20 protein-coding genes and 1 tRNA gene are annotated in these 26,228 nt (G+C 44.0%); 17 read left to right on the top strand and 4 right to left on the bottom strand.

Annotated elements, in window-relative coordinates; translation table 11 throughout:
• Positions 1-66: 66 nt before the first annotated feature.
• Both DEO27_RS31015 and DEO27_RS31020 read left to right on the top strand, forming a co-directional pair.
• Entirely contained in the window at positions 67-1,386 is a 1,320-nt protein-coding gene (locus tag DEO27_RS31015; protein ID WP_112573203.1) for a purple acid phosphatase family protein, read from the top strand.
• Between the two features lie 9 nt (positions 1,387-1,395).
• Positions 1,396-2,370 (top strand): purple acid phosphatase family protein, encoded by a 975-nt coding sequence (locus DEO27_RS31020; RefSeq protein ID WP_112573205.1) that lies wholly within the window; start codon positions 1,396-1,398, stop codon positions 2,368-2,370.
• A gap of 82 nt (positions 2,371-2,452) precedes the next feature.
• Here DEO27_RS31020 and DEO27_RS31025 read toward each other — a convergent pair whose 3' ends face one another.
• Complete coding sequence (locus DEO27_RS31025) at positions 2,453-2,944, bottom strand: cupin domain-containing protein (RefSeq protein WP_112573207.1); 492 nt, start codon at positions 2,942-2,944, stop codon at positions 2,453-2,455.
• A gap of 339 nt (positions 2,945-3,283) precedes the next feature.
• Between DEO27_RS31025 and DEO27_RS31030 the strand changes: the two genes are divergently transcribed.
• The 11 genes from DEO27_RS31030 (at position 3,284) to DEO27_RS31080 (ending at position 20,786) form a co-directional block, all read left to right on the top strand.
• Entirely contained in the window at positions 3,284-3,880 is a 597-nt protein-coding gene (locus DEO27_RS31030; protein WP_112573209.1) for an RNA polymerase sigma-70 factor, read from the top strand.
• Between the two features lie 66 nt (positions 3,881-3,946).
• Entirely contained in the window at positions 3,947-4,975 is a 1,029-nt protein-coding gene (locus tag DEO27_RS31035) for a FecR family protein (protein ID WP_112573211.1), read from the top strand.
• A gap of 258 nt (positions 4,976-5,233) precedes the next feature.
• On the top strand, positions 5,234-8,671 hold the full coding sequence (locus DEO27_RS31040) for a TonB-dependent receptor (protein ID WP_223818101.1): 3,438 nt from the start codon (positions 5,234-5,236) through the stop codon (positions 8,669-8,671).
• Between the two features lie 2 nt (positions 8,672-8,673).
• Positions 8,674-10,383, top strand: coding sequence for a DUF4397 domain-containing protein (locus DEO27_RS31045; protein ID WP_112573213.1), 1,710 nt, complete (start codon positions 8,674-8,676; stop codon positions 10,381-10,383).
• Between the two features lie 33 nt (positions 10,384-10,416).
• Complete coding sequence (locus tag DEO27_RS31050; RefSeq protein WP_223818102.1) at positions 10,417-11,586, top strand: hypothetical protein; 1,170 nt, start codon at positions 10,417-10,419, stop codon at positions 11,584-11,586.
• 32 nt (positions 11,587-11,618) lie between these two features.
• Positions 11,619-12,701 (top strand): fasciclin domain-containing protein, encoded by a 1,083-nt coding sequence (locus DEO27_RS31055; RefSeq protein WP_112573217.1) that lies wholly within the window; start codon positions 11,619-11,621, stop codon positions 12,699-12,701.
• Positions 12,702-12,715: 14 nt separating this feature from the next.
• Positions 12,716-13,957: a fasciclin domain-containing protein gene (locus tag DEO27_RS31060; protein ID WP_112573219.1), complete on the top strand. Its 1,242-nt coding sequence runs from the start codon at positions 12,716-12,718 to the stop codon at positions 13,955-13,957.
• A 34-nt stretch (positions 13,958-13,991) separates the two neighbouring features.
• On the top strand, positions 13,992-14,978 hold the full coding sequence (locus DEO27_RS31065; RefSeq protein ID WP_112573221.1) for a fasciclin domain-containing protein: 987 nt from the start codon (positions 13,992-13,994) through the stop codon (positions 14,976-14,978).
• Between the two features lie 28 nt (positions 14,979-15,006).
• Positions 15,007-18,252 (top strand): carboxypeptidase regulatory-like domain-containing protein, encoded by a 3,246-nt coding sequence (locus DEO27_RS31070; RefSeq protein WP_112573510.1) that lies wholly within the window; start codon positions 15,007-15,009, stop codon positions 18,250-18,252.
• A gap of 24 nt (positions 18,253-18,276) precedes the next feature.
• Positions 18,277-20,463, top strand: coding sequence for an IPT/TIG domain-containing protein (locus DEO27_RS31075; RefSeq protein ID WP_112573223.1), 2,187 nt, complete (start codon positions 18,277-18,279; stop codon positions 20,461-20,463).
• 65 nt (positions 20,464-20,528) lie between these two features.
• On the top strand, positions 20,529-20,786 hold the full coding sequence (locus DEO27_RS31080) for a hypothetical protein (RefSeq protein WP_112573225.1): 258 nt from the start codon (positions 20,529-20,531) through the stop codon (positions 20,784-20,786).
• A 681-nt stretch (positions 20,787-21,467) separates the two neighbouring features.
• On the opposite strand, the gene DEO27_RS31085 is transcribed toward DEO27_RS31080, so the two are convergent.
• Positions 21,468-21,540 (bottom strand) — tRNA-Phe (locus tag DEO27_RS31085).
• A gap of 207 nt (positions 21,541-21,747) precedes the next feature.
• Here DEO27_RS31085 and DEO27_RS31090 point away from each other — a divergent pair.
• Together DEO27_RS31090 and DEO27_RS31095 are read left to right on the top strand one after the other, a co-directional pair.
• Positions 21,748-23,049, top strand: a complete 1,302-nt coding sequence (locus DEO27_RS31090) for a (Fe-S)-binding protein (protein WP_112573227.1) — start codon at positions 21,748-21,750, stop codon at positions 23,047-23,049.
• A 108-nt stretch (positions 23,050-23,157) separates the two neighbouring features.
• A complete protein-coding gene (locus DEO27_RS31095; protein ID WP_112573229.1) occupies positions 23,158-23,955 on the top strand; it encodes a (Fe-S)-binding protein in 798 nt (265 codons plus the stop codon).
• Here the strand turns inward: DEO27_RS31095 and DEO27_RS31100 are convergent.
• The gene (locus DEO27_RS31100) at positions 23,950-24,432 is read right to left on the bottom strand and encodes a hypothetical protein (protein WP_112573231.1); all 483 of its coding nucleotides are present in this window, start codon (positions 24,430-24,432) and stop codon (positions 23,950-23,952) included. The genes DEO27_RS31095 and DEO27_RS31100 overlap by 6 nt on opposite strands.
• A 46-nt stretch (positions 24,433-24,478) precedes the next feature.
• On the opposite strand from DEO27_RS31100, the gene DEO27_RS31105 reads away from it, so the two are divergent.
• Positions 24,479-24,964 carry an ABC transporter ATPase gene (locus DEO27_RS31105; protein ID WP_112573233.1) on the top strand — a complete coding sequence of 162 codons (486 nt, stop codon included), beginning with the start codon at positions 24,479-24,481 and terminating at the stop codon, positions 24,962-24,964.
• Positions 24,965-25,082: 118 nt separating this feature from the next.
• Positions 25,083-25,484: a hypothetical protein gene (locus DEO27_RS31110; protein WP_091165187.1), complete on the top strand. Its 402-nt coding sequence runs from the start codon at positions 25,083-25,085 to the stop codon at positions 25,482-25,484.
• Positions 25,485-25,540: 56 nt separating this feature from the next.
• On the opposite strand, the gene DEO27_RS31115 is transcribed toward DEO27_RS31110, so the two are convergent.
• Complete coding sequence (locus DEO27_RS31115) at positions 25,541-26,227, bottom strand: PAS domain-containing protein (protein WP_112573235.1); 687 nt, start codon at positions 26,225-26,227, stop codon at positions 25,541-25,543.
• Position 26,228: the final 1 nt, after the last annotated feature.

The following is a 26,228-nucleotide window of genomic DNA, read 5'->3' on the forward strand; positions in this document are numbered from 1 at the left end:
AGTGAATGAGGATACGGGCGGCAGGTGGAAAAAACTGCTGCCCTGTGTCCTTTTATCAATCGTTTTATGAGCAAAATAGCAAGAAGGAGTTTTATAGGCCGTACCTTGAAAATGGGCGCTTTATTGCCTGTTATGGGTTCACAGGTAAAGTTATTAAGTAAAGATGCCGAAAGCGTGAACTATCCGGCAACCGAACTGCCAGATCGTATCTTATTAACTATAACAGAAAATCCGGCGGTTAGTATCACCATTAACTGGCGTACCGCACTAACCTCCGAAGTGAACTTGGTTGAATATGCCATAGCCGATGCGCATCCCGAGTTTGTATCAAAAGTGAAAACAGTGAATGCTGTTTCAAAAAAGTTCAGCTTTGAAGATATTCAGTTCATTAATCACCGGGTTACTTTAAATGATCTCCAGCCCGATACCCTATATGCTTACCGGGTTGGATACGGCGAAAATAGAAGTGAATGGTTCCAGTTTCGGACTGCCAAAAGTCCGATTGAAAAAGCCGGACTAAGTTTCATTTATTTGGGCGATGCGCAAGTGGGCATAAAACCGTTATGGAGCCGTGTTATACGCAAGGCTTATGCTACGCTGCCAGATGCGCAGCTGGTGATTCATGCAGGCGACCTGGTAAACCGCGCGAATAAAGATGAAGAATGGGGCGATTGGTTTGCCGCCGGTAATTATATCCATGCCAGTACACCCGCCTTAATGACACCCGGTAACCACGAGTATACCCATGACGATGGCAAACCTCACCTGTCTGTTTATTGGAACGAGCAATTTGGCCTGCCCAATAATGGTCCCGATGATGAATTATTGAAAGGGAGCTGTTATTATACAGATATTCAGGGTGTGAGGCTTATTTCGCTCAATACCCAAATGATTGAGGAAGCACCATCTGATGATTGTATACAAAGACAGGTTAACTGGCTGCATAAGGTATTGAAGCAAAACCGCCAGCAATGGACATGCGTGGTTATGCACCATCCTATGTACTCCACAAAAAAAGGGCGGGATAACAAAAAATCGCGCGAGCATCTGAAACCCATATTTGATCAATACGGGGTGGATATTGTATTGCAAGGCCATGACCATGCTTACGCCCGTGGTATGAGTAAAATTGGTCTGACTAACGGCGGCCCGAACGATACCTCGCATACTGCTTACGTAGTATCGGTAAGCGGTTCAAAAATGTACGAAACCGAGCCGATGGATTGGGCCGATATCATCATTAACCATACCCAGGTTTATCAAACCATCAACATTGATGGCAATACGCTGCAATTTAAAGCGTACCTGGCTACCGGAGAAATTGCCGACGCTTTTGACCTGGTTAAAAGAAAGGGAAAACCTAATCAACTCATCAGCAAAAAATAACAACTATATATGAAAAGAAGAGATTTTGTCAAGGGCACGGCTTTAACGGCTTTGGGCGCATCAATTATAGCCCCGCTTGAAACACTGGCGGGCAGCCGTGAAACGCATCTGGAAAGTGATGAACTGTCGAACGCCGTTGTTGCCGATGAGAATTATCCCCTGAATTTTGTTGCCATTGGCGATTGGGGCCGTAATGGCGAATACCGTCAGAAAGAAGTGGCCGATCAGATGGGTAAATGGGCTGCCACGCATGCCAATAAATTCATAGTGTCAGTGGGCGACAATTTTTACCCCAAAGGTGTTGTAAGCGAAAACGATCCCCTGTGGCATTACTCTTTTGAAAACGTTTATACGGCACATTCCCTTCAGTATGACTGGTACCCGGTTTTAGGTAATCATGATTACGGAACCGATCCGGAGGCCCAGGTACGCTACAGTAAAATAAGCCGCCGCTGGAATATGCCTGCGCTTTATTACAGCAAGGAGATTGATATTGATAAGCAAAGTGGTAAGGCGCTGCTGGTATTTATTGATACCCAGCCCATAGTTTACGATTTTAAAGAACGCGAGCCTGAAAAGCAGCTCCAATGGCTTGATCAAACGCTGGGAAATGCCTCGGCGGATGTAAAGTGGAAAATTGTGATCGGTCATCACCCTTGTTATACGGTTGGCCCTCGGATAAAAAATTATGATACGCTGTCGATCCGGAAAGCACTGTCCGGCATCTTTGAAAAACATAAGGTTGATGTTTATCTGTCTGGACACGAGCACTCGCTGCAGCATTTGAAAGCTGATGGGCATACGCATCAGTTTATATCAGGTGCAGGTTCAGAACTTACAGAGGTTACTGCCGGTATTCCTTATTGTCGTTTCCAGGCTTCTGAGCATGGGTTTATGTACTTCTCCATCAATGCCAATAAACTTAGGGTAAATGCTGTCAATGATGAGGGCAGGGTGCTTTACGAAACCACTTTAAGCAAATAAAAAATAGCCAGGTCAATACGATAATTGGTATTAACCCGGCAAAATATCAGGTGATATGCATTAAATGAAACGAAATGCCCGTTTATTTATGGCGCGGATCATCTTTGGGGTTCACATAATTTACTCCGGATGGACCGAAGCCGGTAATCTCAACAACAACTGGTTCGTTTCCGGTCATAGCAAAATGATTTTGGCCGGCTACCTCCGAGTAAATGCTTCCGATGGGTAATGTTTTGAGTTTTGTTTGATCAAACTTATTGCCATAACCAAAATGCCAGGTGCCTGATACTACAGTGGCAGTGCGTTGATCCGGGTGCTGGTGGGCTGCAATTTTGGTGTTGGCGGCAACTTCCAACAAGATCATATAAATGCCTGGTTTGGAAGGGTCGCCTATGACTACAATTTCTTTGACAGCCGAATAGTTAGAGGATCCGGGGGCGTTAACCGCTCCTGTTGGTGTGAGCGCCTTTATTTCTTGTGGCGTCAGCCGGAATTGACCGGTTTTAGAAATTTGAGCTTTTGCAGTGCCGGCAAATAAAAGTGCAGGCAGGATGAATTTAAGCGTGCGAAACATAGCTTGGTAATTTGATAATGAAAAAAAAATTTGTTAATTAATTGAGTGACATTGTTCAACTTAAATGCCGATGTGTTAATATGCTATATATTAGCTCGTTATATTTTTTTTGAAATTCCTCAATACGATATGTCGCAATTGGCAATAATCAACCACTGTATATAGTAATCGCTTGTAAGCCAAATGATAGAAACTACCGTTCACTTTTGGCTTTGTTAACTACTTGTCAAAGAATATGTATTACGAAAAATGGATTGCAAATAGAACGATAATTTAATATTAGCTTAATGTGATGAAGGGCCAACCCTGTTTATTTTTGCCCGGGTTTGTTGGTTTAGCATGACTAAGGTAATTAAGGATTTTTCAGATCGTTTATTATGGGACAGATATCAGGGCGGGAATACCGGTGCTTACGATATCTTATTTAAACGCTATCACGACCCCATCTTTAATTACGCTCTCAAAAATGTACCCGACAGGGAAATAGCCGAAGAACTTACATTAGATGTGATGCTCAGGCTCTGGCAAAAGAAAGGTGACCTGATCATAGAAACCGATCTTCGTGCATATCTTTTCCGCTCCATCAAAAACGCTATCTATAATTACTACCGCAAAAAAATCCTGAGTACCATTCCTATCGATCTGTTAACAATTCAGGATACACCTTTGGGCGGCGCGACTGATGACAAGTTGAAGTATTTCGAGTTAGAAAAGATCTACCATCAAAAACTAAATGAACTCAGTCCTCAGCGCCAGAAAATTTTCAGGATGAGCAGGGAACGGAATATGACCTACGCACAGATAGCCGAAGAAACCGGTCTTTCGGTTAATACCATCGAAAATTATATGGTAGTTACCCTGCGCATCCTGCGCCGCGAATTAAGCGAACATGCCGATGTTACGGTGATGCTTATCGCCCTTGCATCTTTCTTTTAATTTTTTTCAAAACGGATAGGTGGTGTAACAGCTAAATGGTGTTTTCTATTTTGAAAGCCCATTTAAATGCATTCAGAAGAGAACATAAAATCACTTATCAGGAAATATATTTCCGGCAGATATACTCCTGAAGAACTGGAAGAGATCCGGGAGTTTATTGCAAAACCGGATTCACAGCAACTTTTTGACGAAGTATTGGAAGAGCAGGGGACAGGTCTTGTTCCCGAAGATGATATCGATCAGCCGCACCTGGACGATAAGCTAAAACTTTTTTATCAAAAACTGCAGCAGCAAACCCCAGATGAGGTATCAGAACCCGATTCGGCGCCTCGTATCTTATCCATTTTTAAAATCCGTTATCTGCGCCATGCTGCCATCTGGACGGTGTTTGTGCTTGGCGCGGCCTTATATGGTATAACTCGCTTTCGCAAGTTGCCGGTAAAAGAACAAATTGCATATCATGAGCAGGTAAATCCTTTGGGCCGCAGGTCAAAAATTATTTTGCCGGATAGCTCGGAAGTTTATCTGGGGGCAGGCAGCCGGTTAAACTACCCGGATAAGTTTGCCAGCAACACCCGCGAAATTTCTTTAGAAGGAGAAGCCTTTTTCCAGGTAACCAAAAACCCTCATAAACCATTTATCATCCATACCGGTACGGTGCAAACCCGGGTACTGGGTACCTCATTCAAAATAGATGCCTTTAAAAACCAGCCGATATCTGTTGCTGTGGCAACTGGCAAGGTTAGGGTAGATGATGTAAGCGGAAATAAAATTAAATCGTTGGCTGTGCTGGTGCCGGGGCAAATGGTAACCTATGACAATAAGCTGGCTGTTACTTCAGCGGTGATAACTACTGAGGTTAGCGGTTGGAAGGATGCGCTGCTTTCATTTCATAACCGCAACCTGAAGGATATCACATCTGTGCTTGAGCGTTGGTATAACGTAAAGATCCTATACCGCAAACCGGCAATTGCGCATCAAAAAATATCTGTTGCCTTACAAGCCGATATGCCATTGAATAAAATTATGAAAGTGCTGGCGGCAACCGCCCATTTTGATTTCATCATATCCGGTCAGCAGGTAAATATCAATTAATAACGACAATGAATATACGCTAACGAAAGAATTGGATATGTAACCATTTGTACAAACAAAAAACGTCCCCTGCCGCTGGCCGGGAACGCGTAATGCTTATAAACCGTGTGATTTTCGACCTTCCCGCGGTTTAAATAAATAACCCATACCCTGAACAGGTATGGCCATTTAACAGATCATCGCCTCGCGGCGAATAACCTCATTATGCCCAAAAATATGCAAAAAGGATTAAAAGAATATCCTTCAATCCGATTTTTTATGAAATGCTCTTTTGTGCTCATTGTTGTCAGGCTCACTTTTATAAGTATGCTGATGGCCAGCAATGTTAAAAGTCAGGACCTTAGTCGCCAGATCAGCTTACAGCTGAAAAACGTGACCGTGACCGAGGGCTTGACAGTTATCGGACAACAAAGCAACATACGGTTCTCCTTTCAGGAGCAATCAACAAACGCGGTAAAAAAGAATGTGACATTGATTGCCGAACATATTTCGGTAAAAGATGCGCTGAATAACCTGTTAGCACATACCGGTTTAGAATATAAACTGGTAGAAGGATATGTGGTAATAGATAGCAAGCCTGTACCGCTAACCATAACCGGTACCGTAACGGACGAAAAGACCGGCGAACTGCTGATAGGTGTTGCTGTAAGGGTAAAAGCCACAGGAGCCGCTGTTGCCACAGATGCAAACGGGCGATTCAGGATAACAGTACCTGACGGAGGAGCGACCCTGGTGATTACCTACATAGGGTATCAAACTCATGAAGTAAAGGTAGGCCCGCAAAATCGGGAGCTGACCATAACCCTTAAAGCCTCATCAACCCAGCTTGGTGAGGTAACGGTGCAAGCCAGACGGCGTACCAATACCGAAATTTCGGTACTGGCCGAAAGGAAAAAGGCTGCTATTGTGCAGGACGCTATCTCTGCGGCACAAATTGAACGTACTGCAAGTATCACAACCACACAGGCCCTGCAAAGGGTATCGGGCGTAACTGTTACCGATGATAAGTATGTTGCCATTCGCGGTTTGGGCGACAGGAGTGTGATCGGCCAGTTGAACGGTATCCGACTGGCTTCGTCAGACCCTGACCGAAGCGCTATTCCGCTTGACCTGGTACCGGCATCCTTACTGGATAACATCACCATTTTTAAAACAGTAACGCCCGATAAACCCGCAGACGCTGCCGCAGGTATTGTGGAGCTAAAAACCAAATCAGTACCAGATAGTATGGTGCTTGAGGTGGTTGCCCAAACAGGCTTCAATTCCAATATTGGCATAGGCGGGCAGTTTAACAGTTTCTACAATAGCGATATGGGTTTCTTTGGGCAAAAGATCAATAAAAAAGATCTGAGCAAGGATTTTCTTGATCTGGGCACCAAATACAAAGGCGGCCTGTCGCAAATTCAAAAAATGATAGCCAACAGCGGCTACAGCGCCGAAACCAGGCAGGAAGTAAACCGCATTAACGGCATCATGCAGGGCTTTGATCCGGTTTTAACCACACGTTACCGGCAAGCGCCGCTCAACCAATTGTATTCGGCGACATTTGGTAATAGTTACACCCTGTTTAAAAAGCATAAACTTGGCGTGATTGCCGGTGTAAACTATTACAGCCGCACTACTGATATATCCGGAGGGGACGTGCAGCAATATAGTATATACCAGGGAGTAATTACCGGTAACCCACAGGTTTACAGTCCGCGCAATATTCCTAACTATATTACGCCTAATAACCTTTATATGGGCAGGTATCAAACCTATAAGGAAAATACCGGTACCCAAACGCTCAATTATGGCGGTTTATTAGGATTAACCTATCGCTTTAGTCCGCAGCACGAGATTAGCATGCAATACCTGGGCAGTTGGGGCGGCGAAACCCAGGCTTACAACTTAAACGGTAAGTATGATTATACCGGTTTACCGGGCGATGTGAAAAGTACGGTTTATTCATTAAAGCAATCGTACCGCAAGCTGAACACCTTTAACTTACAAGGCGAGCATAAATTTTTAAAGGGAGCCTATTCGCCGCGTTTAAGTTATAACGTTGCTACCTCAAAGGCTGGGCAGAATGACCCTGATTATCGCTTTGTTAACCTTGCCGATTATACTCCACGCGGAGGGGCTTACATTGCAAACCCAACAGTAGGTTCTGCAAACACTGCGCCCGGATCAGTATACACAGATCATTTATATGCGCTTTCATCAGGTTACGTAAATGGTTTCGGTGCGTATGGCATTATACAGGCCGAGCCTAACGGACGCCGTTACCGCAACCTTTCTGAAACAAACTATAACTACAAGGCCGACGTGACCTTGCCTTTCAAACTTTTTGGTAAAAAGCAGGAGTTTAAAACAGGTGTAAACTACCTTAACCGCGACCGTGTATTTACAGAGAATGTGCTGTTTTTACCAGGCTCTAACTTTTCATCGCTTGGCGCTTTGCCATTATACACAGTATCAGGCAATCTCGATAGATTGGTAAGTTCTGAAATAATAGGGATCCACCCAACAAATGCCGGAACGGGAGAGGGTGCAGCACCCATCGGTGGCTTTTTGTACAATAGCCAAAAATCGCCCAACAACTACAAAGGCTTTTTTGAAACCAAGGCCGGTTACGCCATGCTCGATCTGAAATTGACAGAAGAGTTGAGGCTAACGGGCGGTGTCAGGTTCGAGTCAACCAATATCCAGTCGGCGGTTGATACATCGGGCGTTTTCCTTGACCCGGCCCTGACTACAACCCGTCCGGATGGTTCGCACATTCCGCTTTCATTAACCAACCCTAACTCGGTGTATAAAACAGGTTATAAGCCCTACTACTCGGCTAACATGACCTACAGCTACAAGGAGAATATGAATTTTAGGGTAGGTTTCAACACTACACTGGCCCGGCCTGAATTAAGGGAGATCACCAACGTGTTTGAGTTCGATGCGTTTCAGGGCGGCCTGGTTGTTGGTAACCCCAACCTGATTAACCAATCTACCCAAAACCTCGATTTCAGATGGGAATATTTCCCAGCTTCGGGCGAAGTACTTTCTTTTTCACTATTTGGCAAGCGGATAAAAAATCAGCTATACAAAGTGTTCAGCCTGCAAACCAGTGGCCTTGCAGCTACCTACCCCGAGTATCCAACCATCAGGTTTGAGAACGACCCTAACATAGGTAAGGTATGGGGATTGGAAGTAGAGGTTGTTAAAGATTTGGGCAAATTATGGGCCCCGCTAAATAATTTCTTCATAGGCTCCAACCTGATGCTGGCGCAAAGCGATATCAAAAAATCGCCGCAAAGACTGGAGGCTAACCGCTCTATCGATCGCCACTCGCCGGATAACAGTCCGTTGTTTGAACAGGCGCCATATTCGGTAAATGGCTGGTTAAACTATACCAATAAGCGTTGGGGAACCACTTTTACCGGCACATTTAATATGGTAGGTGAGCGCCTGGTACAGATAAACTTGACCGGTGAGCCGGATTTATACACCCGCCCGGTACCTGTGTTGGATTTTGTGTTTAGCCAGCGCATAACGCCTAAGGTGCTGTTTAAAGGTTACATCAAAAACATGCTTAACCCGGCTGTGAAAACCGTGTATGCCAACCCGGGTACGGGGGGTAAATGGTATGGCGGCGAATACATTAACCGCAGCTATCAGCGCGGCAGCGAGATTATGCTTGGCTTCACCTATAACTTATTGTAACCATGAAAAAACTTAATAAATATTTAAGCAACCCGGTATTAGCGGCTTGTTTGGCTTTGACGCTGATATTAGGCTCATGTAAAAAAGCCAAGCTTGATCCTACTATTGATAACCGGGCCGTTACCGATGCACGCAAAAACTCTACTGTGCGTATTGTTAACCTTGGCAGCTACAACCAGTTGCAGGTTAACGGCGATACTTTAACAAACTATGTAGTAAGGGATAAGGATAGTCCATTATATGATAGTTATCCCGCCACCAAATATTTCCCAACCAATGGCAGGCTGGGTACTACCTGGAGCGTTCCGCAAGAATTTTTAAACAACGGCGCAGCAAAATTTATTGCAGAAACAAGTGGTTACCAGGAAACACCTACCAAAGTTGAATTTAACGTACAGGAGGATGCACAGCAACCGGTTGATTACTATCTGCTTCCAACACAGCGCTACATGCAGGTAACCGGCTTGCCCGAATATATAAAAGTGCCGCGCTCAATAGCGCCCGCTGCTGATGCATCGCATTTTAAGATCAGGCTGCTTAATCTTACCGGAACGCCTATAGATGATTCGCGCCTGGAAAACCTGGTTACCCCGCTAACCTTAACCTGGGCCGATGGCACACCCATAAGCAGCCAAACCAGCAATATAGCGCCCGGTCAGTATTCTGAATATATTGATTTGCCTTACACAACGGCTCAAATAAAGGTACTTACAACAAATGGCACACAGGTACCCGGTTATGAATCCACTATGGTTTTAAATCCGGCAAACTCAACCATTGAAGGTGTGCCCGGACTTAGCTACATCCCTATTAAAAGTTACGCACCCGGTGGTGTTTACACCATGGTGGTTACCCCAAGGCAGTACAATGTACCGTCGCCGGGTACCACAACGGGGGAAACTGTGAAGGCACACCAAAACAGCGTAAGACTGATAACCGATATCAGCGAGCCGGTAAACGTTACCTATTTCAGGATGCAGGCGGTAAACACCTTGCCCGGAGTAAACGGGGTTAAAATATTGGTAAATAGTAAACCTTTAGGAGCTGCTATTGATTACACCGCGCATACCGATTACAATACTTTCATCATTGGGCAATATGATATCCAGGCGGTAAATGCTTCCGGAACCGTTTTGGCAAGCGCTAAAATTAGCCCTATAGCCAATAGTAACTATACACTTTGGTTAAACCCCGGTGCCGATGGTAAACCGGTTATAGCTGCTGTAGCCAACGACCTGAGCGGAACGCTGGTAACCAATGCCACTGATGACGCCACCTATGCCCGCTACAGTAATGAGTTTTCATTCAGCATGCGTTTCCTGAATCTGAGTAAGGATGTTCCTTATTTAACCCTTACTACTGATAACGCACAGGATTTTAACAGCCAGTACGGCTTTAACACCGGGGCGGTAACCAACCTGCAGCCGGGTGTAGTTCCCGTCGAATTTCCTTACATCCGCGCTGGTTTTGATGCAAAACCATACCAGATTATGGCATTTCGCTCAACGCCGGCAGTAGTGCCGGGCTCGTGGGCCAGCGATATCCCGGTGATTAATAGTAAAGACCTTATTGCCCGGCCTGCACTTTATGTAAAAGGAGTTTTGCCAAATCACGAGCCTGGTTTTTATACCATAGCGCTTGTTGGTAAAACCGGTGCTCAGGCAACACCTGCAGAAAAGGCTAAAATGATCATTGTAAAACACAGCAAATAAAAAATTATGCTACGATCAAGATTACAATATATAATGACGAGTGCCATAGTCCTGATGCTTTTAGCTTCGGGCTGTAGCAAGGTGGAGTATAAAAAAATAGATAATCCAGCTTACTTACGTGTATTCAATAACCTGAACTATACCATATCACTTGCTAATAAAGATGAGCCGGTTCCTTTTCTTACCATGTTGGTAGATCCTCAGATGGATAAAGACGGGATGCCGGTGAGTGCTGCTGTTAAAGGAGATTTCCTTGATCAGCGCGAGCCCTATGCTCCGCCGTATCCATCGCACGCGGGCACAAGTACCTCCTATAAAAATCCGGAATATCCCGGAAAGGAGAATGTATTAGTGGGCCCGGTATTGAATGGGTTCGACCTCAGCAGTTGGGCACAGATCCCATCGGGCAAGCACCGCGTGGTATTCATGTTCAGGCCGGTTAACAATACGCCTTTCTTTGACCTTGAACCGCGATTAAAGAAAACCATACTAATAGATACCACACTAACACTTGATGCCAAAGAGGTTTATACCCTGCATGTACTGCAAAAGGATTTTATAACTAAAAAGAACGGCATTTATCTGCGTCAGGAAAACTTCCACAAACTGCCCCTGTCCGATTCGATGGTGTATGTTAATTTTTATAACATGAGTGCCAAGGGTTTCCAGGAAGCAGATAATAGCCTCAAAGCAGGTTATAAAAAATCAGGTGCGTTGCAAAACGGGATAAAGGATAATATGAACATATTTTACACCCTGGTTAAGGATGAACCAGCCGATAAGGTATTCTTGCCCGGGTATACGCAAAAGTTTTTAGGCACTATAACCCGTAATGCCGAGGCACCGGTGGTAACGCAGTACTACAGTTTTCCGCTGTTTGCCGATGGTGCTTCAGACGGGATCCATACTACCATTTGGCAGCATCTTGATTTTATGGCGCCAGGGATGCATCCGGCTAATAATCCATATTATACTTTTCAATATGATACTGATGGCAACTGGGCCCCGGTTGAATGCCTGCTTGCCGGTAAAACTGCACTGCAAAGCAGGCCGAACAGTGCCCTGCTTCCTAACATGATCGTGAACATTCCATCAGGTATTTATAATCCGCGCTCGTTTGCTACAGTAAATACCATCGAGATAGTTAACGGTAATATTTACCTCACCACGGTACAGCGTAAATACGCTCCTCCAATTTATTAATACAGGCAATCAGCTATCAAAAAAAATTCTAAATGAAAAATAGAAAACCGATAAGAAACTTATTGCTGCTCATCCCTGCTTTGCTGATGTTGTTGTTCAGCGCCTGCAAGCACGATGATCTGGAAATTGCCAAGCCGAATGAAAACTTCAGGCTGGCTACAGATTTTGTAAAAAACAATTATGACCTCACACTTTTTTCGGCGGCTGTCGAAAAATCGGGTATGGCCGAAACATTAAGGGGTAAAGGTCCATTCACACTGTTGGCTCCCAGTAACTCGGCTTTTAATGAAATCGGGATAACCAAAGCCTCCGATTTTGATAAGATGAATACTGATAGCCTGAAGGCAATGGTTCAACGCCACGTGCTCGATCAGCAACTGACATTTAACCAGGTACCTGTAAATGGGGTGGATATCCGTTACCATACCCTGGCCGGAACTGATGTTTATGCTACTCTGGCGAGCTATGCTCCCAATAATAGCGCGTACCCGGCTAATAATCTCTATTTCAACGGCTCGTCCGTAACACGAAAGGATGTTAGCATAGCCAATGGTATTGTTCATGTATTGAACAAGGTAATGAAGGTTACGCCTGAAAGCACCGTACAGGATTGGCTGGCCAAACGCCCGCAATACAGCATTTTTGTAAGCGGCCTTAAAAAGTTTGGCTTCTGGAATAAACTGTCTGGTACAGGGCCATTTACTGTATTTGCTCCTCAAAACAGTGTATTTGAGGCTAATGGTATTACTGAAGCATCTGTAACAACCTTAGACCCGGCTGTTTACCAGGGCGAACGGTTGTTTGGCAGTTATATCCTAAACGGCAAACACTTCTTCATATCCGATTTTAATGTGTTTTATATTATTAATAACGAGCCTACTTATAGCGGGCAACTTGAAAATGATAGCTGGTATTTTATAATAAGCAGCGAAAGGAATTTTTATACAGCTGCGGTAAGCTATTCGGCACATTTACAAACAGCCCTCAGCTATCCTTACGACACATATCCCGCTGTAACGGCTATACCGGCTTTAACGGATAATTTGACTGATAACGGACTTGTTCATGATATGCAAGGCTTGCTGCTTTTGCCCGAACAGGCTTTAAAACACTAATCAAGAATACAGCTATGAAACTGATAAAAATTATTGCTTTTTGCCTGCTCACGGTTGCTGTAGCATCGTGCCGTAAGGCCGAGTTTATGCCTGTACCCGAAGGAACGGCCATTCCGCATACAGATATAACAATTACTTTGAAAGATGCGCTGGCAGCCTCACCTTATACGTTGTTTAAGGCCGCCTGGGAGCGCAGCGATATGAACGCCATTTTAAAAGAAAAAGGGAAGAAAGCCCCTTTTACGCTGCTTGTGCCAACCGATGCCGCCTTTATTGCCGATGGCTTAACGCTTGATGTGATCAATAAAACTACGCCGGCTTTGTTGGATAGTGTCCTGTTATATCATACCATAGGCGCGGGTATAAGCCTGGATGATATTAAGAACAGGAAGGATAGCTTTAAAGGGTTGTCGTTATTGCAAAATCCTAATCTTAAGGTTTTCCCGGCCACTGGGCTGAGCGGGGCCACATTTGATATCTACTCCTACCTGCAATACATCAAAGTACAGGACGGAACATTGTTTGTTAACGGTAAGGCCTGCGGTACGCTGGCACCAACCGAAGCCAAAGATGGTTTGCTATGGCCTATAGACCATGTTTTGCATAAACCAACTAAAACCCTGATGGAAGCACTACAGGAAGATGGGCGTTTCGGAATGTATATTGAACTTAATTTACGTAACGACGCGTTATATGCGGAGTTAACCTACGGTATTGTTACACATGACTTTACACAGGGACTGGTGCTTTTACCTTATTATGCAAATTATAACGTAACCTTTTCATCGGTTTATGCCATTCCTGATGAGGTTTTTCATGCTGCCGGATATCAAACGGTTGATGATGTAATGAAGCTTAACGACCGCAATCCGCTCCCTACTGTTGATTGGGACGCCTATTCGGTAGTGGGTGGCCTGGCAACGGATACTTTAGTGGGGTACCACCGCTGGGGCACCATGTTTTCTTATTATGACGTAAACTATGGCCGGGGGGATTTCAATGCCCTCAATTTTTACACGCCCGATCTAACCAACGATTTGCTTGGCAATTACACAGTAGTAACATCGGGCTCCTACGGCACTTATCCTATTTACCCTATGCCGCTTGATTTTGGTAAGAAAGACGGGGCAGTTACCGTGAATGTTAAAGGCTCAAATCATCCTGCAGCGAAGATTACTGAACCCGATATCAATACGCTCATGGGGCCTATACATGTGGTTGATCATTTTATGGTGCCGAAAGATTTTAAGTTTTAAACGGAGATAACACAAACATCTAAACAAGAAATTAATGAAAGCTTATAAATATATGCTATTGCTTTTGCTTGCCTTTAGCATGGGCAGCTGCAAAAAGGATAAGCAGGAAAAAGCTAACCAGGATAATAATAAACTCAGTGATATTATTGCCGATAACTTTAACCTTTCTCTTTTTAATACAGGCTTAACAGCTGTTAACCTACGTGAAAAACTGGCAGGTACCGGGCCTTTCACAGTCCTCACCCCATCAGATGATGCTTTTGCGCGAGGTGGATACGGAAGTACCGAAGCTGTTTTGAGTGAGGCTCCTGCACGGATCTCTTCTATTCTTAATTATCATATCCTTAACGGTGAGTATGAACTGAACAAACTTCCATTTTTGTTTAACCAGGAGTTGCGCTCATCAAACGGTGGTAAGCTTTTCGTAACCCATTGGGTAAACGGTACGGATACCGTACTTACTATAAATGGCGCGAGAGTGCTATCGCAAAATGTAACGGCAAGTAATGGCCTTATCCAGGTGATTGACCGTATGCTTGAGCCCTACAAATACGAGCAGATTACTGATGCCATTGCATCCGATAAAAATCTGAGCTTGTTTTACCAGGCACTTCAGCGCGCAGGATTGATCACTTCATTACAAAGCGGTGGCCCTTACACCGTCTTCGCGCCAGGCAACGCGGCCATGATCTCGTATGGTTTGCCAACCCTGGCTGCCATTAACCAGGCCGACCCTGCTACACTGAAAACATTTTTGCGCTATCATATCCTGAACGACAGGCGCTTCATTTACGATTATGTTTTGAGTGCGGGCGCATCTAATAAAACCGAACAGACCATGCAGGACGGAAACTCGGTGGGGATAACCATATCATCCACAGCCGGACAAGGAGGCACAATTTACAGTATCAACTTAAAGGGAAGCGGAAATACATCAACCGTACAGCCAACAAAACAGGATGTATTAACCGGGAACGGAGTTTTACACACACTAAATGGTGCGCTTAAAATTACCCAATAAGTATAACTCAAAAAAAGACATTACAGAGATGACGATATACAAAATACTTAAAAGGATAGCATTATTCCTGTTGCTGCTATCGCCCTTTGCGGTAAGCGCGCAGGAAACAAGCGGTACCATAAGCGGCACGATAACAGATGTTTCGGGACAGGCCTTGCCGGGTGCTACCATAACGGCTATCCACCTGCCCTCAGGCACTCGTTACGCTTCTGCAGCCAATAAGGACGGCCGCTTTTATCTAACTAATCTCCGCATAGGCGGGCCTTACAGCGTTGAGGCAACCATGGTAAGCATGTCGCCTCAAAAAAAGGAGGATATTACCATCAGGCTTGGCGCCGCTTTCGAAGTTAACTTTTCGCTTGCGGATGCCTCAAAACAGCTTGGCGAAGTTGTGATTAAATCAACCAAAAAAAGCGCGCAAGCCAGTACCTATGGTTCCGGTAAAAATATAAGTGCCGCGCAGGTACGCAACATGCCTACCGTATCGCGCAGCATTACTGATATCACAAGGCTTGTACCACAAGGCAGCAAGGATAACAGTTTTGGCGGCAGTAACTTCCGTTACAATAACGTAACTATCGATGGTGCTATCAATAATGATGCTATTGGCTTTAGTCCGTCGTTAGGTGGCCAGTCAGGTACTTCGGGTATGGCGGGTAGTTCAACCCGTACCAACCCCATATCGCTTGATGCTATTGAAGATATGCAGGTTTATTTGGCTCCTTTTGATGTGAAGATTGGCAATTTTACGGGCGGATCTGTAAATGCTGTAACCCGCAGCGGTACCAATACAGTAAGCGGTTCGGTATATGGTTTTGGCCGTAACGCCGCGCTTATAGGTAATGACAGGGTAGGTACGCTTGGCAAAATGAACAGCGATTTTTATGATTACCAAACTGGTTTCAGGTTGGGCTTTCCAATCATTAAAAATAAGTTGTTCTTCTTTACCAACGAGGAGATAGCCCGTCGGCAGGACCCTGCCCAGCTATTGGCAGGCCAGGCCGAAACCAGCCAGATCCTGAACGTTGCCGATGCTAAAGCTATTGCCGATGCCACACCGTTTAACGCGGGTACCGCAGGTAATTTTAATACCTATGCACGGTCCACCAAGTTTTTTAACAGGTTGGATTGGAACATCGACGATAAAAACCAGTTGGTGGTACGCAATAACACCATCCTTTCAAAAGCGACCATTATGGATCGTGACCAGCAGGATTTTAGGTTCAGCAGTATGGCTTATCTGCAAAAAAACAACCAAAGTTCAACTGTTGCCGAGCTTAAGAGCAGGTTAAGCAACACTTTATCGGGCAATTTATTGGTAGGATATACTATGGTAAATGACTCAAGAAATCCAACCAGCGATCCGGGCTTGCCGCAAGTACAAATTATGGGCCGCACACCGGGTACAACCATTTACTTAGGTACAGATCGTGAAGCCAGTATATTTGATATGAAGCAGCGCACGCTGGAACTTACCGCCAACCTGAACTGGACGGTAGGTAACCATCGCTTTACCTTTGGTACCCACAACGAGTTATACAAAATCACTTACGGTTTTGTAAACGCCTGGAATGGCCGCGTTGATTACAACAGTATTGAAGATTATCTGAATAATAATCCTTACCGCGTACGCGGCGCGTACAATTACACCAATAACAACCGCGATTATATCCTGAATAATCCGGGTGCCAAATTTGATGTGAACATGTACAGCGCTTATGTTCAGGACGAGATTACGGTATCTGATAAATTTAAAGTGATCCCCGGTTTACGCGCCGATATGACCTACTTGCCCGAAGTGCCATTTTTAAGCGATAAAACCCGTACCGCTTTGGATGATCCTAACTTTGGTACCACCTATACTTATACGCCGCTTAAAAAGATTACCAATAACTTTTTAAACAAAGTACAGGTATCGCCCCGTATAGGTTTTCGTTACGATTGGTTTGGCGATCAAAGTCTGATATTACGTGGAGGTGCTGGTTTATTTACCGGCCGCATCCCGATGGCCTGGCTGGCTTATGCTTATTATAACACCGGCAATAGTTATGGGGCGTTTGACCAGAAGGCAGATCAGAAACCTTTTGTAGCGGGCAGTAATGCGCTAAAAGGCGGCCCTAACGGTATTGCGGATTTTATCCAGGCCAACGGCGCGGTGATCAATAATCCTAATAGCGGCAAAATACAGGTTGATTTGGTTGACAATAATTTTGTTATGCCGCAGGTATTGCGCACCAGTATAGCGGGTGATTATACCACTGCCGATCAGTGGAAATTTACTATCGAGGCTATCTACACCAAAAACATTAAAGATGTATTGTTTCAGCAATTGAACGTTGCAGATAACCCAACTTATTATCCGTATGATAAAAACCGTCAGCAACCTATTTACAGTGGTACTGTCGACCAGCGTTTTTCAAACACCTATTTGCTGAGCAATACTAATAAAGGTTATCGCTACAGTTTAACTGGAAGTATCAGTAAAACAATCGCTAACCAACTGCAGGCTTCGGTATCATACACCTATGGTCAGTCTAAAGATCTTTCAAACGGCGTACGTAACTCCATGGAATCAAACTGGCAGTTAAACCAGTCGCTGGTGCCTAATAACCCAACCTTGGCCAACAGTAATTTTGATATCAGGCATAGGATAGTTGCCAATATCGGGTACAATAAAAACTGGGTTAAGTCTGGCCGTACCAATGTTTCGCTGTTTTTTAGCGCGCAATCGGGTAGTCCGTTTAGTTATGGTGTAGTTAATAATAGTGTGCAAGGCTTACCGCAACAGGTTAGTTTGGCCTATATCCCCACAAGGGATGAAGCCATCCGTTTTTTTCAGGATAGCCCAACCGCCGGTACCGCAGTACAGCAGGCAGCAGCTTTTAACGCATACATTGATAAAGATAGCTACCTGAGCAGCAGAAGAGGGGATTTTACCGAGCGTAACAAGGGCCGTACCCCATGGAACGTTCAGGCCGATCTGCATATCGCCCATGATATTTATCTGAATGGCGATAACAAACAGTTTTTTACCATCACGGCCGATGTGATGAACCTCACCAACCTGATCAATAAAAACTGGGGCGTGCAGTATTTTTCTCCAAATACCTTTAACTCTACAGCCAGCGTGGGCTTAACCCCGGTTTTATTCCCTCCGCAGCAAAATGCGGGCGGTTATCCGCTGTATCAATTTGCTACGCCGGGTAAACCTTACAGTATTGACTACTACGGCTCCAGAACCCAAATGCAATTAGGCGCACGATATACTTTTTAAACCAGGAATTTAAAAAATCAAAACATGAAAAAATATAATCTTAAGTTTTACAGCATCGTGTGTTGCCTTATGGTGGTAATGCTGGCTGCCTGTAAAAAGGATCATAATAAAGAGGCTAAACCGCAACCCAAGGTTACCGAGTATTATCCCAACAGCGGGGGCGAGGGTACACTGGTTACTGTTGCAGGAAGCGGTTTCAGCGGCAGCGTATCTGCCACGTTTGCAAATACAACAGCCGATGTGGTGAGTGTTACGCCAACAGAGGTGGTAATCCGTGCCCCTAAAGGTGAACACAGCGGCGATATCGCCCTTAAACTGGATAACGCCTCGCTTACTGTTGGCAAATATACCTACCAGGATCTGAGCATCAGTAAAATAAGCCCTGCTAACGGCACTGCCGGTGCACATGTTAGGGTATCGGGGGCGGGTTTCAGCAGCGCCACCGGGCCGGCTGTAGTTACCATTAATGGAAAAACAACCCAGATAGTAAGTGCTTCAGATACGCTTTTGGTTGTTGAAGTACCTGCCAACGTAGGTACAGGCGCTGTAAAAGTTACCGTTAACGGCAAAGATGTTACAGGGCAAAGCTTCAAATATCAGGCAATTAATTCCATAAAGCCAATTACAGGAGGTAAGGGTACTACGGTGCGGATTGACGGAAGTGGCTTTGAGAACACTATTGCAGGTAACACCATTGATTTTAATGGTAAACAAGCCCTGGTTAAGGAAGCCGGTGTTGATCATATTATAGTGGTTGCTCCAGACGCGGTACAAACAGGGCCATTATCGGTAACTATTAACGGGCAGAAAATTGTTGGCCCGGTATTTACTGTTGTACCGCCGCCGGTTATTCAAACAGTTACTCCATTAAGTGGGCCTGCCAAAACGGTTATGACTATAGTAGGAACTACGTTTAGCACTATACTTGATGAAAATAAGGTAACCGTAAATGGTGTTGTAATCCCGATCACTGCAGCTACGGCTACTAAATTAACATTGACCATTCCGGGGGGGACCGGCAATGGTAAGGTAGTGGTGAGTGTGAACGATCAAACTGTTCAAGGCCCTGATTTTAAGGATCAGGCAGTAGGCATAACTGCTTTAAGCCCCCAGAATGGCTTAGCCGGTACACATGTCATCATCAGCGGCTTAGGCTTTAGCACCATTGCAAGCCAAAATAAAGTAACTTTTAACGGTGTAGCCGCCACGGTTGTAAACGCTACAGCAGCAAGTTTGGAGGTAATAGCGCCGGATGGCTTAACATCGGGCCCGGTAAAAGTAGTAACTGATGGTGTTGAAGCATTCGCGCCTGCAGACTTTAAACGTGCCGGTGTAATAACCCTTGCCGGTGGCCCCGGAAGCAGTTCATTAAGCCTTGTTGCGTACCGGTCGGGCAGTTTAGCTGTAGATAGTAAGGGCAATGTTTATGTGATAGAAGTGGATTTAAGCCGTATCAAAAAGATAGCCACAAACGGTACGGTAACCTTGTTTGCCGGTAGCCCTACAGGTGAAAGGGGCTATGTTGATGCGCAAGGTGATAAGGCCTTATTTAACTTAGGCGCCAACCCGGGTATGGACATTGATGAAAACGATAACCTTTACGTAAGCGACGGTACCAAGGTACGTAAAATTACCCCGCAAGGTATGGTTAGCACTTTTGCCGGCAATTTAGGCACTATCAACAAAATGTCATTTGATGAAACCGGCATGCTGTACGTTATGGGGAGTTTTAACGGGGGATGGAAGTTGGATAAAGATGGCAACCGCTCTGCAATAAGTGTAATTGCTTCATCGGATAATGCCCGTCCGGCTCCTTATAATGGCTATATGTACAAGGTGAGTAACGAAGAGTATTACCTTGATATTTATAATATAGCCAGTGGTTTAACAACCAACAGGTGGGTAGGCGGCAATTTCGGCTCTGCTGACGGAGTTGGTAACGCGGCCGGTTTTGGTTCTATCAATGGTCTCGTTTCTGATCGGTCAGGTTTTATCTATGTATCTGAGTATCTCAACAGATCGATACGTAAAATAAATATAGCTACCAAAGAGGTTACAACAGCAATACAGTTTACCGGTGGAACTAATGTTGACGGGGCATTTAACCAGGTTAAATCCGGTTTCCTGGGCGATATTACGATGGATAGACAGGGGAATATTTATTTTATAGATCTGACCAACAATGCCGTAAGGAAAATCTTCCTGCAATAAAAAATAAGCTATCACGAAGTATAAACAGGGCGGTTTAACCGCCCTGTTTATTTAAATGCAGTATTATGCCATTATATATTATAGAAGAACTAATTATCAGGTTGCAAGCTTTTAACAAAGGTGTCGGCACGTTTATATCTTGCATCAGACTTGGAGAGCAAATGATCATCAAAACAAATCGTGGAATGATTACCATACCTATGGTAGTGTTAATCACTCAACTACAGCGGCCGCCGGCGATTACCAATGAGGAGGTGGCGGTGCTTGCCCGGCAGTTTGTCAGATCAGCAAGGCAGGTGAACAGAAATATTGTTATTGGTTAATAGTGTAAATTTTGGTTCAAAAGCAATTGGTTTAATTGATATATCTCTCAATTTTTAACAGACTATGATGAATGATTATATAAAAGAAAGCAGACCCTACAATAACCCGCGTTTATTTTTTTTAGGGATCCTGGTAATTGCATTTGTCACAATTGGTTACTTCGTATGTGGTTTATTCTTTTGGCTTCAATAAATGTATTGATACTTTTAGCCAGGCCAATCAATTTTTATCTCTTTATAATTGCTGGCATTAGTAGTGGTGACTGAACTATCACGAGGGTAGCTGATGTGTTAATTGCAGCAAATTATCGGCTATCTATTTGATATACCACTTGTTTACTACGATGGTAAGTTTATCGGCAAATACAGGGCCAAGTGATGTTTCTAACTTTAACATGATAAAATTTAATGAGCTATTTAAGTCGTAAAATCTACTTTTTGAAAAAACGCGGCTCTGGATATTATCAGGATGTTTTCATCGAAACATTGATGAACCTGAAACAAACAAAATATAGATTTTTAGCTTAATTTATTAAGTGAGCCAAGATTTGTTAAGTTAGGTCAAGCAAACTTATGTCGAACCAAAAACGGCGTTTAAATGCATTTTAAGAGGAGCAAGAAAACCCTTTAAAAGCAAAACCCTCGATTCCAGTGCGGATTCGAGGGTTTTGCTTTTGCTTGTGGTACCAACTGGGATCGAACCAGTGACACAAGGATTTTCAGTCCTTTGCTCTACCATCTGAGCTATGGTACCAAACCGTTCCCGTGATTGGGGAGTGCAAATGTAGCCTTTTTTTTATGTTTGAAAACTTTTTTTTGAAAAAAGTTTAGATAATCCCTCGTTTACTAAATAACTACACAGAAAATCAGCGACTTAATTTTTGAATATTTTTTTCTGATCGCAAAACATTTCGTGCTTTGAACAATTCAATTAACTTTGAACTAATACTATGCATGCATAATGATTGCACAAATTATATTCATAATCATATTGGGCGCCGCTATTTACCAGTTCAGTAAAAATGTAGCCAAAATACGTCGTAACATATTGTTGGGTAAGGATACCAATCGTAAAGATCAGCCTGGCCTCCGCTGGACGGTTATGGCAAAAATAGCCCTTGGGCAAACCAAAATGGTTAAACGCCCTGTGGCAGCTGTCATGCACTTTTTTATTTACGTGGGCTTTATCATCATCAACCTGGAGGTGCTGGAGATCATGATCGATGGTGTTTTTGGCTCGCACCGGATCTTTGCCAATCCGCTTGGCGGGTTGTATGGTTTCCTGATAGGGGCGTTTGAGGTGCTTGCTGTGCTGGTGCTTACTGCATGTATTGTTTTCTTGTGCAGGCGTAACGTTATCCATCTTAAACGGTTTACAGGCACCGAGATGACCCAATGGCCAAAATCTGATGCTAACTATATTCTCATCACTGAGATATTGCTCATGACAGCCTTCCTGACCATGAACGCGGCCGATTATAAACTGCAGTTGTTACATTTTGGTCACTACGTTAGCGCCGGAAGTTTTCCGGTGAGTTCTTTGCTGGCACCATTGCTGCCCGATGGTGCTTCGGCATTGGTAATTACCGAAAGGGTTTGCTGGTGGTTTCATATCGTAGGCATCCTGTGTTTTTTAAATTACCTGCCATACTCAAAACACTTTCATATTCTGCTGGCTTTTCCAAATACGTATTATTCTAATCTGAATGCTAAGGGTAAGTTTACCAATATGGCATCGGTTACCAACGAGGTCAAAGCCATGCTTGATCCATCTTATATTCCCGAAAATACCGGTGAACCGGGAAGGTTTGGCGCAAAGGATGTAACTGATCTTACCTGGAAAAATCTCATGGAGGCCTATACATGCACTGAATGCGGTAGATGTACTTATGTTTGTCCGGCTAATATTACCGGCAAATTACTATCGCCCCGCAAGATCATGATGGATACGCGCGACCGTATTACCGAGATTGGTAATAACATCGATAAGCACGGAAAGGACCACCAGGATGGTAAATCACTACTTGATAATTATATCAGCAGAGAGGAGCTTTGGGCCTGCACCAGTTGCAATGCCTGTGTGGAGGCTTGCCCGGTAAATATCAATCCACTGGAAATTATAACCGAAATGCGCCGCTACATTGTGATGGAAGAATCGCAGGCTCCGGCCAGCCTAAACAATATGTTTAGCAACGTGGAGAATAACGGCGCTCCATGGAAATACAGCCAGGCCGACAGGTTTAACTGGGCGGAAGAACAGTAGGTTGCAGAGATCATAGTTAATGGTTCATAGATCATAGCTATGTTGAATAAAGAAGTAATTAATGATATGATGTCCGTTAAACATCGGGCATAAAAGAAACTATGAACTATGAACAATGAACCATTGGCTATCCCTACCATGGCCGAAATGGCTGCCCAGGGCAAAGAACCTGAAATATTATTTTGGGTTGGTTGTGCTGGTAGCTTTGATGAACGCGCCCGCAAAATCACCCGTGATATTTGTAAGATCCTGCACCATGTAGGTATCAGCTATGCTGTTTTGGGAACGGAGGAGAACTGTACCGGTGATCCGGCTAAGCGTGCTGGTAATGAATTTCTGTTCCAGATGCAGGCCATGATGAACATACAGGTGCTGGATGGTTATAACATCAAGAAAATAGTTACAGGTTGCCCGCATTGTTTTAATACCATAAAAAATGAATACCCCGGTGTGGGGGGCAATTATGAGGTAATTCATCATACCCAGCTTATCCAGCAGCTCATTAATGATGGTAAGCTCAAGGCCGAAGGCGGTGAAAGTTTTAAAGGCAAACGGATCACCTACCATGATCCTTGTTATTTAGGGCGGGGGAATGATGTTTACGAAGCTCCTCGTGCGGCGCTTGAAATATTGGATACCGAACTGGTAGAAATGAAACGCTGTAAATCAAACGGTTTGTGCTGCGGCGCGGGTGGTGCTCAAATGTTCAAGGAACCGGAGCCCGGTAAAAAAGACATTAACATGGAACGTATTGCCGATGTCATTGAGGCTAAAGCCCAGGTAGTAGCTGCCGCCTGTCCGTTTTGTATGACCATGCTTACCGACGGTGTGAAAAATCAGGATAAAGAGCAGGAAATAAAAGTGCTGGATATTGCCGAGATCACGGCAAGGGCCAATGGTTTATAAACTCTTCGTCCTGAAATAATTCAAAGCGTTTTTCAGGCTGTCAAACCGGGCCGGGTTCATATTGTGCACCGGTAAGCCGAGCGAAGTAGCCATAGAGTCGATATTACCCTCCGGATCTTCATAGGTTTGCACAATAATATCGTCGGTTTGAGTGTTAAATTTAAGTATACCTGTGGTGTCGCCGGCTTTGTAGTCAATATTGGTGACTCGGTGCAGGTTAAAGGAAAAATATTCCTGCTTACCCTGTTGATAAGTTTTTCGGAGGCGGATAAAATAATTGGCGGTGAGGTTTAATTCCCACTTTTTCAGGTTGTTTTCGCCGGATGGGTTAAAACTGACGTTCAGGCATTTATTGCTCCAGTTTAGCCATTCCTGTTCGCTCATTTCGGCTTTAAAACCGTAATTTAGCGCACTGAAGGCAAAAATTGATGTAATGAGCATGGTTTTCCCGATCGCCGGAATATTTGATGTTTTCATGACAACAAGAATGTAACCTGAAGTTAATAAATTGATATTTTTGGAAATGATTTTTTCTCCACAGTCAAGAGTTTGGATATATCAGTCGGACAGGAAATTAACCGACCAGGAAGTGTCTGCTATACAGCCTGAACTGGATAGGTTTACCACCGGTTGGACGGCTCATAACAACCAGTTGAAGGCTAAGGCCGAAATCAGGTACAACCGTTTTTTTATTTTGATAGTTGATGAAAGCCAGGCAGGTGCCAGCGGCTGTTCAATAGATAAGTCGGTGCATTTTATGCAACAAGTGCAACAGCATTTGGGCATTAACTTGTTTGATAGGTTTAACCTGGCCTATCGCGAAGGTGAGGAAGTGTTATCACTGCCACGCCATGGTTTTGAAGCAAAGCTTAAAGACGGCAGCATCAACAAAGAAACTATTGTTTACAATAACCTGGTGCAAAACTTAACCGAACTGGAAACTAAATGGGAGGTTCCGTTTAAGGATAGCTGGCATATTCAGTTATTCCGCGACCTGGTAACCAGTTAATTATCTGCGGGTTCAAATTTTTAAAATTTACTGTGCTTAAGCCATACAAATGTTTAACTTTGGCACAGAATTTTGATATAAATCATTTATACTGGTACTTTATAAATAAGCTATAAAAATGAAAGGCTTCATCTCAACCAAAACTTACGGATTTTTAAACTACGTTGTAGCCCTGTTAATGATCTCAACTTTATGGACTTTCGGTGGTACACTGCATGTTGGTGGCGCTGCTTTGTTCCTGCCTTTAATAATTGGCTGGTTACAACTGATCATGGCTATCTTCGCTAAAAACGAAATGGGCTTTATTAAACAATTCCCAATGGTTATGCACAATGTTGGTGATGTAATTATGGGTTCGTTTTTATTTTGCTCACCATGGGTTTACGCGTTTTCTGATAAAATGGTGTTACCTCAATTAGTTTTTGGTGCTTACCTTTTAATTGTAGGCTGCTTTACTAAAGGTTCTCCATTCATTAACCCACAGGTTGAAGAAGACCACGGTGTAAGCTACAACGCTTAATCCTGGTTTAAAAAATATAAAACAAAAGAGGCACTCATTCGGGTGCCTCTTTTGTTTTATATGCCAAGTTCCTTGGCTTGCTGCTCCTCGCGCTGATTGCGCATTATTTTGGTAAAGCCCCTGTGATTGTGTTCTTCATCAAACAGCGGGAAAAACAAACCGCTGCCCCAAAAGCGTGATCCGTCCTTACGCACATGATAGCGTTCATCAATAGCCCTGCCCATGCTCAATGCTTTCTTTAATTCCATTTCGGGTTTGCCGGAAGCGATATCTTCAATAGTGAAAAATATGCGGGCATTAAGTCCTAAAGCTTCCTGTTCTGTATAGCCAAGTACTTTTTGGGCGCCGGTATTCCAACTGTTGATATTGCCGTTTTTATCAGTGGTGATAACGGCGTAGTCTTCAAGGCTATCCAACACCTGCCTGAAAAACTCTTCGCTCATCCTGAAATAGGTATCGTCAAAAATATCTTTGTCGGTTATGGCATCATCAACCGTTTGATATTCAATAAAAATGCTGGTTTTGTCTACACCGCACACCAGCTGCATAGGCTCGCGGGTTATGCGGTAAAAGGTTTCAAAGCCTGCAGGCAGGTTATTCAGCTCCGGCTTTCCTTTAACAGGTACAAGGGTAATGTCAACAACTTCCTCAGTTTGTTGATTTACAGTTACTTTAACTAATACATATTCGTAGCCTTTTTCAATAAGGTCGCCAAGTAGTTGTGAGGTTAACGGAGTACGCATT

It is taken from the genome of Mucilaginibacter rubeus, from assembly GCF_003286415.2.
GTDB classification, from domain to species: Bacteria; Bacteroidota; Bacteroidia; order Sphingobacteriales; family Sphingobacteriaceae; genus Mucilaginibacter; species Mucilaginibacter rubeus_A.

Bases quoted from the DNA above. Each gene is read 5' to 3' on its own strand.
- DEO27_RS31015 (WP_112573203.1), top strand. From the start codon at position 67: ATGAGCAAAATAGCAAGAAGGAGTTTTATAGGCCGTACCTTGAAAATG.
- DEO27_RS31020 (WP_112573205.1), top strand. From the start codon at position 1,396: ATGAAAAGAAGAGATTTTGTCAAGGGCACGGCTTTAACGGCTTTGGGC.
- DEO27_RS31025 (WP_112573207.1), bottom strand. From the start codon at position 2,944: ATGTTTCGCACGCTTAAATTCATCCTGCCTGCACTTTTATTTGCCGGC.
- DEO27_RS31030 (WP_112573209.1), top strand. From the start codon at position 3,284: ATGACTAAGGTAATTAAGGATTTTTCAGATCGTTTATTATGGGACAGA.
- DEO27_RS31035 (WP_112573211.1), top strand. From the start codon at position 3,947: ATGCATTCAGAAGAGAACATAAAATCACTTATCAGGAAATATATTTCC.
- DEO27_RS31040 (WP_223818101.1), top strand. From the start codon at position 5,234: ATGAAATGCTCTTTTGTGCTCATTGTTGTCAGGCTCACTTTTATAAGT.
- DEO27_RS31045 (WP_112573213.1), top strand. From the start codon at position 8,674: ATGAAAAAACTTAATAAATATTTAAGCAACCCGGTATTAGCGGCTTGT.
- DEO27_RS31050 (WP_223818102.1), top strand. From the start codon at position 10,417: ATGACGAGTGCCATAGTCCTGATGCTTTTAGCTTCGGGCTGTAGCAAG.
- DEO27_RS31055 (WP_112573217.1), top strand. From the start codon at position 11,619: ATGAAAAATAGAAAACCGATAAGAAACTTATTGCTGCTCATCCCTGCT.
- DEO27_RS31060 (WP_112573219.1), top strand. From the start codon at position 12,716: ATGAAACTGATAAAAATTATTGCTTTTTGCCTGCTCACGGTTGCTGTA.
- DEO27_RS31065 (WP_112573221.1), top strand. From the start codon at position 13,992: ATGAAAGCTTATAAATATATGCTATTGCTTTTGCTTGCCTTTAGCATG.
- DEO27_RS31070 (WP_112573510.1), top strand. From the start codon at position 15,007: ATGACGATATACAAAATACTTAAAAGGATAGCATTATTCCTGTTGCTG.
- DEO27_RS31075 (WP_112573223.1), top strand. From the start codon at position 18,277: ATGAAAAAATATAATCTTAAGTTTTACAGCATCGTGTGTTGCCTTATG.
- DEO27_RS31080 (WP_112573225.1), top strand. From the start codon at position 20,529: ATGCCATTATATATTATAGAAGAACTAATTATCAGGTTGCAAGCTTTT.
- DEO27_RS31090 (WP_112573227.1), top strand. From the start codon at position 21,748: ATGATTGCACAAATTATATTCATAATCATATTGGGCGCCGCTATTTAC.
- DEO27_RS31095 (WP_112573229.1), top strand. From the start codon at position 23,158: ATGAACAATGAACCATTGGCTATCCCTACCATGGCCGAAATGGCTGCC.
- DEO27_RS31100 (WP_112573231.1), bottom strand. From the start codon at position 24,432: ATGAAAACATCAAATATTCCGGCGATCGGGAAAACCATGCTCATTACA.
- DEO27_RS31105 (WP_112573233.1), top strand. From the start codon at position 24,479: ATGATTTTTTCTCCACAGTCAAGAGTTTGGATATATCAGTCGGACAGG.
- DEO27_RS31110 (WP_091165187.1), top strand. From the start codon at position 25,083: ATGAAAGGCTTCATCTCAACCAAAACTTACGGATTTTTAAACTACGTT.
- DEO27_RS31115 (WP_112573235.1), bottom strand. From the start codon at position 26,227: ATGCGTACTCCGTTAACCTCACAACTACTTGGCGACCTTATTGAAAAA.